General features: G+C 34.8%; 15 protein-coding genes. 11 read left to right on the forward strand and 4 right to left on the reverse strand.

Features of this window, described 5'->3' with window-relative positions; all coding sequences use genetic code 11:
* Positions 1–6: 6 nt before the first annotated feature.
* From SJY24_RS14980 to SJY24_RS15000, 5 genes are all read left to right on the forward strand, one after another.
* Positions 7–750 carry a metallophosphoesterase family protein gene (locus SJY24_RS14980; protein WP_088009365.1) on the forward strand — a complete coding sequence of 248 codons (744 nt, stop codon included), beginning with the start codon at positions 7–9 and terminating at the stop codon, positions 748–750.
* 153 nt (positions 751–903) lie between these two features.
* A complete protein-coding gene (locus SJY24_RS14985) occupies positions 904–1,572 on the forward strand; it encodes a nucleoside/nucleotide kinase family protein (protein WP_377865220.1) in 669 nt (222 codons plus the stop codon).
* A 43-nt stretch (positions 1,573–1,615) separates the two neighbouring features.
* Entirely contained in the window at positions 1,616–2,158 is a 543-nt protein-coding gene (locus SJY24_RS14990; RefSeq protein WP_377865222.1) for a GrpB family protein, read from the forward strand.
* Between the two features lie 277 nt (positions 2,159–2,435).
* Positions 2,436–3,260, forward strand: a complete 825-nt coding sequence (locus SJY24_RS14995) for a DUF2785 domain-containing protein (RefSeq protein ID WP_071734929.1) — start codon at positions 2,436–2,438, stop codon at positions 3,258–3,260.
* A 128-nt stretch (positions 3,261–3,388) separates the two neighbouring features.
* Entirely contained in the window at positions 3,389–3,703 is a 315-nt protein-coding gene (locus SJY24_RS15000) for a DUF3892 domain-containing protein (protein WP_097808087.1), read from the forward strand.
* 86 nt (positions 3,704–3,789) lie between these two features.
* Here the strand turns inward: SJY24_RS15000 and SJY24_RS15005 are convergent, their stop codons facing one another.
* The gene (locus tag SJY24_RS15005) at positions 3,790–4,230 is read right to left on the reverse strand and encodes a YaiI/YqxD family protein (protein WP_000708786.1); all 441 of its coding nucleotides are present in this window, start codon (positions 4,228–4,230) and stop codon (positions 3,790–3,792) included.
* A gap of 163 nt (positions 4,231–4,393) precedes the next feature.
* Between SJY24_RS15005 and SJY24_RS15010 the strand changes: the two genes are divergently transcribed.
* Positions 4,394–5,167 carry a GNAT family N-acetyltransferase gene (locus SJY24_RS15010; RefSeq protein WP_377865224.1) on the forward strand — a complete coding sequence of 258 codons (774 nt, stop codon included), beginning with the start codon at positions 4,394–4,396 and terminating at the stop codon, positions 5,165–5,167.
* Positions 5,168–5,259: 92 nt separating this feature from the next.
* Here SJY24_RS15010 and pdxR read toward each other — a convergent pair whose 3' ends face one another.
* Complete coding sequence (pdxR, locus tag SJY24_RS15015; RefSeq protein ID WP_088009374.1) at positions 5,260–6,702, reverse strand: MocR-like pyridoxine biosynthesis transcription factor PdxR; 1,443 nt, start codon at positions 6,700–6,702, stop codon at positions 5,260–5,262.
* 124 nt (positions 6,703–6,826) lie between these two features.
* Between pdxR and SJY24_RS15020 the strand changes: the two genes are divergently transcribed.
* Positions 6,827–7,738: a DMT family transporter gene (locus SJY24_RS15020; protein WP_000832979.1), complete on the forward strand. Its 912-nt coding sequence runs from the start codon at positions 6,827–6,829 to the stop codon at positions 7,736–7,738.
* A gap of 18 nt (positions 7,739–7,756) precedes the next feature.
* On the opposite strand, the gene SJY24_RS15025 is transcribed toward SJY24_RS15020, so the two are convergent.
* The gene (locus SJY24_RS15025) at positions 7,757–8,224 is read right to left on the reverse strand and encodes an NUDIX hydrolase (RefSeq protein WP_377865226.1); all 468 of its coding nucleotides are present in this window, start codon (positions 8,222–8,224) and stop codon (positions 7,757–7,759) included.
* A 96-nt stretch (positions 8,225–8,320) separates the two neighbouring features.
* Between SJY24_RS15025 and SJY24_RS15030 the strand changes: the two genes are divergently transcribed.
* Genes SJY24_RS15030 through SJY24_RS15045 form a run of 4 tightly spaced genes read left to right on the forward strand, consistent with a single transcriptional unit; the run spans position 8,321 to position 11,128 of the window.
* Entirely contained in the window at positions 8,321–8,722 is a 402-nt protein-coding gene (locus SJY24_RS15030) for a DUF3980 domain-containing protein (protein WP_377865227.1), read from the forward strand.
* A gap of 17 nt (positions 8,723–8,739) precedes the next feature.
* A complete protein-coding gene (locus SJY24_RS15035) occupies positions 8,740–9,210 on the forward strand; it encodes a GNAT family N-acetyltransferase (protein WP_377865229.1) in 471 nt (156 codons plus the stop codon).
* Positions 9,211–9,257: 47 nt separating this feature from the next.
* A complete protein-coding gene (locus SJY24_RS15040; RefSeq protein ID WP_377865230.1) occupies positions 9,258–10,148 on the forward strand; it encodes an AraC family transcriptional regulator in 891 nt (296 codons plus the stop codon).
* A 23-nt stretch (positions 10,149–10,171) separates the two neighbouring features.
* Positions 10,172–11,128, forward strand: a complete 957-nt coding sequence (locus tag SJY24_RS15045; RefSeq protein WP_377865232.1) for a serine hydrolase domain-containing protein — start codon at positions 10,172–10,174, stop codon at positions 11,126–11,128.
* Positions 11,129–11,308: 180 nt separating this feature from the next.
* Here the strand turns inward: SJY24_RS15045 and SJY24_RS15050 are convergent, their stop codons facing one another.
* Positions 11,309–12,064: a CPBP family intramembrane glutamic endopeptidase gene (locus tag SJY24_RS15050; RefSeq protein ID WP_215600544.1), complete on the reverse strand. Its 756-nt coding sequence runs from the start codon at positions 12,062–12,064 to the stop codon at positions 11,309–11,311.
* Between the last annotated feature and the right edge of the window lie 10 nt (positions 12,065–12,074).

The raw sequence follows: 12,074 nt of genomic DNA on the forward strand, positions 1-12,074 counted from the left end.
GTTCATTTGGATAAAATAGCGGTAATTTCAGATATTCACGGTAATATTCCGGCATTAGAATCTGTGCTGAAAGATATTAAATTAAGAGGAATCGAGCGCATTATTTGTCTTGGAGATTTAGTAGGAAAGGGTCCTCATTCTAGCGAAGTAATTGAAATCATTCGTAAAGAGTGTGAAGGAGTTGTTATGGGGAACTGGGATGATTTCATTACAAAACCGACTGAATTTGAATCGTTAAAATGGCATCAAAAACAATTGTCAGAAGAACAAAATGAGTATTTAAGAAGCTTACCATTTTCAATCGAATTTTTTATGAGCGGCAAACTCATTCGTATGTTCCACGCTTCACCAAGAAGTTTATATGAAAGAATTCAACCACATGCAACAAGAGAAGAGCGTATTAGTATGTTCGAAAATAGTGAGCTCACAGAGAATATAGAAGGGGAAAGAAAACCAGATGTCGTTTGCTACGGTGACGTTCACCAGGCGTATGTGCAAAATTTTAGAGGGAAAACGTTATGTAATGCTGGTAGCGTAGGAAATCCTCTTGAAATTACACAAGCTTCCTATTTAATTTTCGAAGGAACTTACAATGAAAAAGAAGCAGCGAGTTTTTCTATTCAACTCGTACGTGTACCGTATGATATTGAATTAGCAATTCGATTAGCGGAAGAACTCGATATGCCAGAAATCGAGGAATACAAGCAAGAATTACGGACTGCTTTGTATCGAGGGTTTAAGGGGAAGTAAGGAAAAGTAAGGAAAATATATATCAATAAAAATATATCTATCGTAACTTAAAATATATCAACGATTTTTTCAATATATCGATTTACCAACCAATAGCGACGAATTTAATTTACTGCAATTATATTATGTAAACAGTATACAGGAGGGAATGTCATGCTCCGAAAACAATACATGAAAGAAATTGCTAATCATATTTTAACGTTAAACTTAATCCATCCAATAAGAGTTGGAGTAAGTGGTATTACAGCTTCAGGAAAGACAACATTTGCAAACGAACTGGCAGAGGAAATGAAAAACCGAGGAGTACAAGCAACACGCGCAAGCGTTGACGATTTTCATAACCCGAGAGTGATTCGTTATGCACAAGGAAAAGAGTCTGCAAGAGGGTATTACGAAGACGCACACGATTATACCTCTTTTAAAGAAAGGCTATTAAAGCCTTTAGGACCTAACGGGAATTTACAGTATGAAACGATTTCTCATAACTTAATAACGGACATGCCTATACATAATACGCCGTTAGTGGCGCCGCCAAATATGGTGCTAATAGTAGATGGAACATTTTTATTGAAAAAAGAAATTGAGTATCTATTTGACTATAAAATTTTCGTAGATACAGATTTTGAGATTGCGAGAAAACGTGGTGCAAATCGGGAGACTAAAGCTTTTGGAAGTTATGAAGAAGCAGAGAAAATGTTTATAAACAGATATCATGCGGCTTGTAAGATGTATATAGATGAGCATAGTCCGAAAGAATGTGCGAATGTTATATTTCAGAATAGTAATTTTGATGATCCGGTAGTTGTATTTAAAGGAATTTAAAATCGTTTATATAGCAAAAAGTCCGTGAAAGGGGATGGGTTGGGTGGATAAAAAAGATAATCCGAACGATTGGCCTGTATGGGCGAATGAGTCAGTAGAGATAGTTAATGCAAATCCTGATTGGCAAGATAAAGGCCGATGTGAAGAACAGCAACTTTATGAACTGCTTACTCCTCTCGGTATTAGCAAAGTAATACATATAGGCAGTACATCCATACCTGGTTTACCTGCAAAACCCATCATTGATCTAATGGCTGAAACAGACTCATTTGATAGAGTACTAGATATTTCAGCAAAATTGGCTATATATGATTGGCATTATGTAGGCCCGGAATTAGATGAAAGACCTTGGAGAAGGTTCTTTGTGAAAGTGAAGAATAATAGGCGTGTAGCTCATCTGCATTTGATGGTTAAAGGAACTGAGCGATGGGAGCAACAATTTTTATTTCGTAACCGCTTACGAGAAAATCCACAATTAGTTTATGAGTATTCAAATTTAAAGCAAGAGTTAGCTAAAAGGTTTAACCAAGATAGAGAAGCATACACAAAAGCTAAAGCAAAATTTATTAAACAAGTTCTAAAATAATTCGAATTTTGATTGTAACTACGTTTGAATATGAATGAAAAAACATACTTTATTTTATAACCTAAACTTACATGAAATGCATGTAAACAAAGTGAGAAGCTTTGGTGTTCCAATGTATTTCCTTTTATTTCTCGGGAGAAATTTTATATAATTGAATCAAGTTCATAGAAAGATAGGGACTAAAGCTATATTAAAAGTCGACTTGATTTTATGAGGGAAATTACAGGGGATAAGGCGAAAATAAGTTAAAAAACGTAAAAAGGGGACAGGGAATATAATGACAGAAGTACTAGAATTAAAAGAAGAACTACTACAAATTAAAAATAATAATTATGCTGTGCCAGAAGACGTAGACGCGTATCCATATGCACAGTGGATGCTAGATTATATCGGATCACCTGATGCTGAATTACGTGATGATTTGATATATAGTACGCTTCACACATGGATTACAAATGATGTATTTAGACAAAAAGAATTACGAGGATTAATGTTACAAGCGATTAGTCCTGATTATTTATTTTATAAAATTGGTGAAAAGGGAACTGATTCTGTATTTAAACGTGCATTCTCCGTATTAATTCCGCCACTTATTTTATCTGTTCATGAAAGAGAACCGTTGTTATCTGAAGAACAACTGTACAGTGTAGCAGAACAAGTTCTGGAATATGTCTATTTAGAAGAAGATGTAAGAGGTTACGTAGAAGGAAAAGGTTGGGCACATTCTACGGCTCACGCGGCTGATGCACTAGATGCGTTAGCACGTACAATACAAAATCGTGAGTTTTCATATGCAATATTAGCTGCTGTTCGTCAGAAGATTCGATTGAATGATTACGTATACATACATTTTGAGGATGAGAGATTAGTAGCGCCAATTATGTCGTTACGAAACCAAAATCTTTTAACTGAAGAAGAGTGGGGCAACTGGTTACATAGTATAGCAATTGTTGAAGACATCCCGCATCCTCAGTATGATATTTTAGTACAAAATATTAGAGCCTTCTTAAGAAGTTTATATTTTAGAGTTTTAGAGACAGAGGGTAGTACAGCCTTTACAGATGATATATTGGAGACTTTGAAGGATTTGCGTAGGTATTAAAAAAAGCATTTGAATTAGAATATATGATTCAAAACTTATAATAAATAAAAATACATTTTGTTAAGAGAAAGGTACATAAAACCAACACCTCACAACCATACTAATAAAATGTGTTGGAGGTGAAATTTATGGACAAAAAAGACTTTGAAAAAGTTTATAATGATTACTTACATCAAGGAGAAGAGCAAGCGCAATTTGAAGTAGACCATGAAGTCAATTCAGGAGCAGAACAAATTGTTGCCGTTCGTAAAAATGATGATGGGGATTTAATTGCTTTTAAAACAAGTAGCGGAAGAGAGTTAGATTATATAGCTGCTCTTAGTGAAGCGAAATCAGGGAAGTTAGCTCATGTGGACGTATTTCATAAGTATGGTAGAGATATTATACGTAGTGAACCTGATGGAATAAAGGAAAATAACTTAGATAATTTACCTTCATTTTAAACAGGTAAACCTCAAGAAGAGAATATTCATTTGGATATTCTCTTCTTTGTTTTGCGAAGTTTTCCTTGCAAATAGACGGTTCATTTTTAAAGTGCGATTATACTTTTAAAGAGCGCTCTAAACTTCTCTTTATCTTCTGCTGTAAATGGTTTCGGTCCCTTTGTACGCTTACCGCTTTTTCGAACCATTGCACTTAAATACCGTGTTTGTAACAATTGTTCAATATTTTCATTCGTATACTTATAGCCTTTATGGTGTAGAACGATACAGCCTTTTGCTAAAGCGAGTGAAGCAAGACCGTAATCTTGGGTTACGATTAAATCTTCTTTTTTTGCTAACTGCATTATTCGGTAATCCGCAGCATCCGCTCCGGAATCAACATAAATTGTTTCTACTCCTGATGGCTGTTCCGCATTAGAATAATGAGAAAAGCTAGTAACGAGGGTAACAGGAATTTCAGCATTCGTAGCTTCATAAATAATCACATCTTTTACAGGACAAGCATCTGCATCAACGTAAATTTTCATTTTTATCACTCCTAAAACTAGGTTCGTGTTGATGATAATGGTAGATTTAGGTTTTGTCAAACGAGGATTTTGTATTTTAATTTACAAAAATTGTATATATTTTAAAATATATGCTAACATATAATTGATGAAATAATAATAATTTTTAGAAAGAAGGAATGGAATGATTTATAAAGCAGATAACAATGTAAGGAAAAAGTTAATTGAGATGTTTGGGAATTTCGATAGTACTATTGTACTTTCCTATCTCCAAGGGCATATGGGAAGTGCGTGGGTAGACAATCCTGAAAATCCAACTGTTGCTCAAATAACTGTAGGAATTTTTGTGTTTTACGCAGGGAATCCAAACGCAGAAGAGGCGGATGAATTACTATATAATCTACCTGATTTTACTCTTGCCATTGTTGATTCGGATGAATGGAAAAAACGGATAGAGACTGTTCACAAAGGATCAATTGAGAAGTTTCAAAGGTTTAGATTTAATAAGAACCCCGGCGATTTAGATAAAGAATACATACGGGATATTTTGTCTACATTACCCCAAAATTATGAAGTGAAAAAAATCGATAAAGATATAGCAAAGTCTTCTTCATTTCATGCACTATCAGAAGATTTTACTAGTCAGTTTAATTCAATTGATGATTTTATTGATAGGGGCGTAGGGTACGCCATTTTAAATGAAGGACAAGTTGTATCTGCTGCAACATCATTTAGTATATTTGATGATGGAATCGAGATTGAAATTGCGAGTCATCCTGAACATAGAAGAAAAGGTTTAGCTAAGATTGTAGCATCAGCACTTATATTAGATTGTTTAGATAGAGGGAAATATCCTAGTTGGGATGGAGCAAATTCTGAATCTGTTGAACTAGCAAAAAAGATAGGCTACACTTTTAAAGAATCTTATGATACATATTTTATTGAAATAAAAAAATGAACCAATACAAGTACATAAACTAAAGTGGTTTTTAGTTTATGTACTTAGTTAAAAATTAATTAAATTCTATTGACGATATGTAAGGATGCTACTTATTTTCCACAAACCAAAATAGCCTCACGTAAACGAGAAATACCTTCCTCAATTTGATCAATATTCACTTTTCCATATGATAAACGAATATAACCATCTTTCGCACCGAAAATACTACCGGGCATAAAGGCGATTTCTTGTTTTAAACTCTGCATAATAAGTTGTTTTTCGTTTATCGGTTCGTTTAATTTTCCCCATATGTATATACCACCGGTCGGGTTTGAAAAAGAGATTTTATCGTGAAGTTGCTCGTTTAGGGCGCGAACGATAACGTCTCTTTTTTCTGCTAGTTGTTTTCGTAACGGTACGATATGAGACTGAAATGGTACAGTTTCGAAAAATTGCTGCATAAGCCACTGCGGGAAAATGCTCATACCTAATTCCATTTGATGCCTTGCGTCGGATAACCTTTCTACTACAGACTGCGGAGCGACAAGCCAGCCAACTCGTAAACCTGGTGCAATCATTTTAGATAAGGAATGTACATAAATGACTGTTCCATTTTCATCAATTGATTTCAAAGTAGGGCAAGGTTGTTTCTTTTCTAGCGTAAGTAAACTAGAAGGGTCATCTTCAACAATCGCAATTCGTAAGTCTGCGCAAAGTGATAATAGTTTTTTTCTACGGTTAGGATGAAGCATTGTGCCCGTAGGATTTTGGAAGTTTGGATTTAAAAAGATCATTTTAATACGATGCTTTCTATATAATTCTTGCACATCGTCTGGATTAATACCGTGTTCATCGACAGGTAACGGGAAAATACGGATACCTGCTGATTGGAATAACGGTAAGGAATAACAGTGTGAAGGACTTTCGAAAGCAACTGCATCACCTGGATTTAATAAACATTGCACGATAAGATGAAGTGCTTGTTGTGCGCCAGATGTAATCATGATGGATTGTTCAGTCGCTTCAACTTTTAAATACTCCTTCATATATTTCACTACTGCTTGTCTTAGCGGGAGATACCCTTGCGGATGGTCGTAACTTAATGAATGTGTTAACGGTTGTTCTCGCAAAATTGTTTGTAGCTGATCGTGAGGATAGAGGTTACAACCGAGCTCTCCGTTTGCGAAATCTATAATATTTTCATTTTGTTGTACTTCTGCTCGAATATGGCGAAGTAACGGTAAGTTTGGTAAAAACGTACCACCTTCTACGAAATTTCTCCAGTTCGGTGTTAATGTTGGAGAAACGCCCCACATATGTGTACTTACACGTGTACCTTTACCGGTCGTACTTTCTACAATTCCCATAGCACGTAGTTCATTATAAGCAGTAGTTACCGTACTTCGGTTTACATTTAACTGTGTAGCTAATTTCCGTTCTGAAGGGAGGAAGCTTCCTGGAGGAAGTTCTCCGTATGTAATACGTTTCTCAATAAAGTCAACAACTTGTTGATAAATTGGGATTTTACTGTCGTTATCTAGCTTCCATTCCATACAAACGCCTCCGCATCTCTTATATACATTAAGTATAACAAATTGGCTGGGTAAAAAAACAGCCAATTGGACGGTGTTATATCCAGCCAATTTTACTATGCTAAATATGGAAGGGGAGATTCGGATGAAACGATGGCAAATGGAATGGCTCCTAGTATCAGTAGCATTAGTATGGGGAGCAAATTATACAATTGGAAAGTATGGCGTGGCATATATGTCATCCATTCAATTTAATAGTTTACGATTTTTAGTAGCATCACCGGTATTATTACTTATTACTTTTATGATGGAACGCTCATTACGTATTGAAAGAAAAGATTGGTTACGATTAGTAGCAGTCGGTATCGTTGGTACGGCAATGTATCAAACGATGTTTATGCTATCTGTAAAATATACTTCAGCAACGAACGCCTCATTATTAATTGCGATGTCACCTATTTTTACAGGAATATTAGCAGTATTACACAAACAAGAACGTTTTTCGATGAAAGTTCAAATTGGTTCAATAATAGCGTTTATTGGTGCAGCATTCGTTTTATTAACAGGGCATACAGGAGGAGCTACATACGAGTATGCATGGCTCGGAAATGTAATTGGATTAGTCGCAGCAATTGCGTGGGGATGGTATCCAATATTAGCACAACCTCTTATTACAAAATACTCCGCAATGAGAGTCACATCATGGTCTACTTTAATTGGAATTGTACCTCTCGTTATATACTGTTTATTCAACGTAAATTCTTTAACGTGGCCAGTAGATACGCCAAGCTGGGGTTCTCTAGCATATTCAATCGTCTTTGCGACAATCTTCGGACTTGCAATGTGGTATGTCGGTATTAGTAAAATTGGCTCAACGAAAGTAATGGTTTATATGTATCTAGTACCATTGTTCGCAGTTATCTTTGCAGCTGTAACAATTGGAGAGCAAATCAATATGATGCAACTCGTTGGCGGACTTATTATCTTTATCGGCTTATATGTTGTAAAAAAAGGCGGAATCAAAAAGCCAGCTCTCAATTTGAAAAAAGTAAGCTAACAGTAAAAAGGATCTCTTTCATATAGAAGGAGATCCTTTTTTATTTCGTAATAAAAGCGCTTGTTCAACAGCCCATTTTTGATGATCATGAATGAGAAGTTCTACAGCGAGTATAGGAGACATCCACTTTAAAACATGATCCCCTTCACAGTTATCAGTTTGCTGATGTACCATGGTTGCGCTATAAAAGAACCCATCGTTTAAATAATATGTATCTTCCTTTTCTGCATAAAAATATCGTGCTGCATTACCGATATAACGATTAATTTCAATCGCCCAACCTAATTCCTCTAGTAATTCCCGCTGTAAACATGCTTCTTTCGTTTCCGTACCTTCCATACCGCCACCAGGTAAAAAGTAATGTTCTCCTTTTTCGATGATAGCTATTTTTGAGCAAGTATTGTTAAAAATAACCGCATAGCAACTAGGCCGTAATACATACTGAACAGTAAGCTCTTTATAACCAAATGTAAGTTTTCCAATCATAAAATACGACCTTTCTCTATAAAATACATAAAAGGAATATTAAGGCAAATGTAGAATTATATAAGTATAATCTTATAGGAGTGGAGTGATAACAACATGATAAATCGAAAATGTTCAAGGTGTAAAGAAATAACAGGTACAATACATGGTGGTAAAAAAATAAATGAAGAATTTTTGTGTGAGGATTGTCTTCAAAAAGGAATTGCGAGTGGGGAAATCGAATTATCACAAGTGGAAGAAGAACAAACTTCGTATCTTTCTATAAAAATATTAAAAATAACGAGTGTTATTTATTTAATAGTATCTATTATAACTGCTTTTTCTGCTGGAGCACTTATACAGGATCCAGGGCTTGGTGGAATATCATTTTCAATAACAGGTGCAGTTGGTGTTATGGTAATTGGATCGATATTTCAGTCTGTTCTTGTATTTTCAGGTATTTGGGTATTCATTCTGTTAGTCGAAACGGTTATTAAAATATATGAAAAAATGAAGTGAGTGAGAGGGAGAAATACATGCGAGTAAGAAATATTCAAGGGGAAGATTATGTAAAGATTCATTCTGTATTAAATGATTGGTGGGGCGGAAGAGATATGGCTAGTATGTTGCCGAAGTTGTTTTTCGTCCATTTTCAAGAAACGAGTTTTATCATTGAAGAAGATGGCGAAACGTTAGGTTTTCTATGTGGTTTCTTTTCACAAACTCATAAAGATGAAGCGTACGTTCATTTTATCGGTGTAAATCCGAAGTTTAGACGAAAAGGAATCGCATCGACGTTATATTCTTATTTCTTCGATAGCGCTCGTGCAAATAACCGTAAAGTTGTAAAAGCGATAACGTCACCAGTTAATAAAAAGTCAATACAATTTCATCAAGAAATCGGATTTCAAATTGAAGTTGGGGATGATGAGATAGATGGTGTATCCGTACATACAAATTATGATGGGAACGGCGGGAGTAGAGTTTTATTTTTAAAAAATGTGTAAAGTAGGCTGACGTAAAGTTAGCCTTTTTGTTGTGAGGAGTGATAAATATGGAGAGTTCTCAAAGTCGAAACGAGTATTTACGACGTGTTTATAAAGTGCAAGACTATATAGAATCACATATAAATGATTCACTTTCAATTGAAGAGTTAGCGGATGTAGCAGGATTTTCAAAGTTTCATTTTCATCGGATTTTTAAGGGGATAGTAGACGAGCCATTATCACGGTATGTAAACCGATTAAAGTTAGAAAGGGCAACAAATCTACTTACATATCGCACAGATATGACGATTACACATATTGCGTATCACTTTGGGTTTACAGATTCAGCAGTTTTCTCCCGTACATTTAAAAGTTATTACGGAGTAAGTCCGTCTCACTATAGAAATCACAATAGCAAGAATTGCAAAGACGTAAGCGGAACTTCTCAATACAATGAATGTAAGAAGGTTCGAGGAGAGGTCGAAATTGTAACAGCGGACAAAGTAAACGTCGCATACATAAGACATGTAGGTACATATAAAGATTTAGCTATAGATTTTCCGAAAATGATAGAAAAACTATTTCATTACGCATCGGAGCAAAACTATCATGCATTCGAGGATACAAAGGTATTAACAATTTACCATGATCATCATGAGTTCACAGAAGACTATCATTTAAGAACAAGTCTATGCATAACGATTCTAGATGAAGTAGTAGAAGGAAATAGCGATATTGGATTGATGACAATACCATCAGGGAAATATGCAGTAGGCCACTTTGAAATATTGCCAGATGAATATAAAGGAGCATGGGATTTTTTATACGGCGAGTGGCTACCAAATAGTGGATATAAACCGAGAGATTCGTATCCTTTTGAAGTATATAGAAATGATCCAAGGCAGCACCCGGAAAATAAACATATAGTCGATATATATGTACCTATCGAACCTTTTTAATCATAGATTAAGGGGGAAGAAAGATGAAAACTGCTGAACAGTTAGATTGGACTATAAAAGAAAACTATAAAAATATAAATGGTGTATTAGTTGTACAAAAAGGTAATGTTACTTTTGAAAATTATTATAATGGTTACGGTCCAGATGATGCACGTCATGTAGCATCTGTCACAAAGACGATAATCTCCGCGTTAATTGGGATATGTGTAGATAAAGGGTATATAAAGAGCGTTGATCAAAAAGTAATAGAATTTTTCCCAAAATATAATTGTAATTCATCTGAAATAACAGTACGACACCTTCTTACAATGACAGCTCCATATCCTTATATAGACTGGCAGGAACCGTTAGAAGAACTATGTACACAAATGGACTGGGTGAAGTATACGTTAAATAGGGCAGGAAAAGGTGGAGAAATTGGACCTTTTAAATATTCATCGGCAGGCGCACATGTACTATCAGCAATTATTACGAGTGTAACAGGGAAAAGTGCTCGTGAGTTTGCGAACGAATATCTATTCCAGCCTATCGGCATAAGAGAAATTCCAAACTACAATATGAAAGCATTTGGATTTGATGACTTATTCGGAAAAGATGTAAAGGGATGGGTTCACGATCCAAATGGTATTTCAACTGGCGGATGGGGACTTACGTTAGCAGCTAGAGATATGGCTAAGTTTGGACAGATGTATTTGAATGAAGGTATTCATAATGGAAAGGAAATTCTTTCAAAATCGTGGGTACAAGAATCAATAGCGATGAATTCAAATCAATACGGTTACTTATGGTGGTTACGAGAAGAAGATGGGGTCTTTTCATACTGTGCCATGGGTGATGGTGGGAATATGATTTGTTGTATTCCGGAGAAGGAATTGGTGGTGGTGATTGCATCTGAGATTATACCGGAAGCGCAGGATAGATGGAGATTAGTCAAAGAGTGTATATTTCCTTATTTAAAAGTTTTACAAAAGTTACAATAAGAGAAATAGTTAAACTTGCTATGTTCTACATAATTGAAATAAGTGCTGTGAGAACGGAGTCGTTCAATTAAAATTAGAAAACTTCAACACCTATACGATTATTGAATAATTGAAAGGTGTTGAAGTACTTAATGAGCTAATTAAGGTACATTAAACTGAAACACTTTTTTTAATTGTTAACTATTTTTTAACTTTTCGATGTATAAGATATATAATGCAGAGCGCAATTGCTAAAAAGATAAATTTAATTAACTCCATTAGACTGGCATCCCACTTGTTTTGCAATCCATCTGTTAAAAAAAATACATTAAACACACCATGTAAAATTGCGGGTGGTAGTACAGAACGACCGTACTCTCTCGTGTACGTCAAAATTATAGATAATATAAATAATAACGATAGATAACTTAATATTCCTACAAACCATAACTCATAGTTTTTATAAAAGAGTGCTACTGGTAAATGCCATAAAGACCAAAGTGAAGCTGTAATTATTGCGGTTTGTATTAATGAATATTTTTTTCGTAAATAGTAATGAAGATTCCCGCGCCAAATAATTTCCTCTAAAAATGCAGACAAAGCTGCAATTGTAAGACCAATGAGTAAGAGAAATCCCAATTCATTGCAGTGATTAAATAAGAACTTTATATTATAAATATAAAAATAGAAATGGAGACATAGACCTAGAAGTAGTGGGAATAAAATGGAGAAAATTAGTGATTTTAATGTTGGACGTGAAATGCCAAATGTATGGAAAATTTCTTGTTTCTTATATGCTTTTTGATATAAAATAACGGCTAACAACGGAACAACCATCGTGAAACCCAAATAACTACGACCATTTTCTATGTTTAGCAAAAAGATATAAAAGAACGATGTGAGAGAATAAATGTAAAATGTTGAATGATAAACTATGTTTTTATTAATATTTATCACCTACCTAAGT

This window comes from Bacillus sp. R86525 (genome assembly GCF_042466195.1).
GTDB classification, from domain to species: Bacteria; Bacillota; Bacilli; order Bacillales; family Bacillaceae_G; genus Bacillus_A; species Bacillus_A nitratireducens.

Excerpts from the sequence above, each read along its gene's own strand:
- SJY24_RS14985 (WP_377865220.1), top strand. The coding sequence starts at position 904 with ATGCTCCGAAAACAATACATGAAAGAAATTGCTAATCATATTTTAACG.
- SJY24_RS14995 (WP_071734929.1), top strand. The coding sequence starts at position 2,436 with ATGACAGAAGTACTAGAATTAAAAGAAGAACTACTACAAATTAAAAAT.
- SJY24_RS15000 (WP_097808087.1), top strand. The coding sequence starts at position 3,389 with ATGGACAAAAAAGACTTTGAAAAAGTTTATAATGATTACTTACATCAA.
- SJY24_RS15005 (WP_000708786.1), bottom strand. The coding sequence starts at position 4,230 with ATGAAAATTTACGTTGATGCAGATGCTTGTCCTGTAAAAGATGTGATT.
- SJY24_RS15010 (WP_377865224.1), top strand. The coding sequence starts at position 4,394 with ATGATTTATAAAGCAGATAACAATGTAAGGAAAAAGTTAATTGAGATG.
- pdxR (WP_088009374.1), bottom strand. The coding sequence starts at position 6,702 with ATGGAATGGAAGCTAGATAACGACAGTAAAATCCCAATTTATCAACAA.
- SJY24_RS15020 (WP_000832979.1), top strand. The coding sequence starts at position 6,827 with ATGAAACGATGGCAAATGGAATGGCTCCTAGTATCAGTAGCATTAGTA.
- SJY24_RS15025 (WP_377865226.1), bottom strand. The coding sequence starts at position 8,224 with ATGATTGGAAAACTTACATTTGGTTATAAAGAGCTTACTGTTCAGTAT.
- SJY24_RS15030 (WP_377865227.1), top strand. The coding sequence starts at position 8,321 with ATGATAAATCGAAAATGTTCAAGGTGTAAAGAAATAACAGGTACAATA.
- SJY24_RS15035 (WP_377865229.1), top strand. The coding sequence starts at position 8,740 with ATGCGAGTAAGAAATATTCAAGGGGAAGATTATGTAAAGATTCATTCT.
- SJY24_RS15040 (WP_377865230.1), top strand. The coding sequence starts at position 9,258 with ATGGAGAGTTCTCAAAGTCGAAACGAGTATTTACGACGTGTTTATAAA.
- SJY24_RS15045 (WP_377865232.1), top strand. The coding sequence starts at position 10,172 with ATGAAAACTGCTGAACAGTTAGATTGGACTATAAAAGAAAACTATAAA.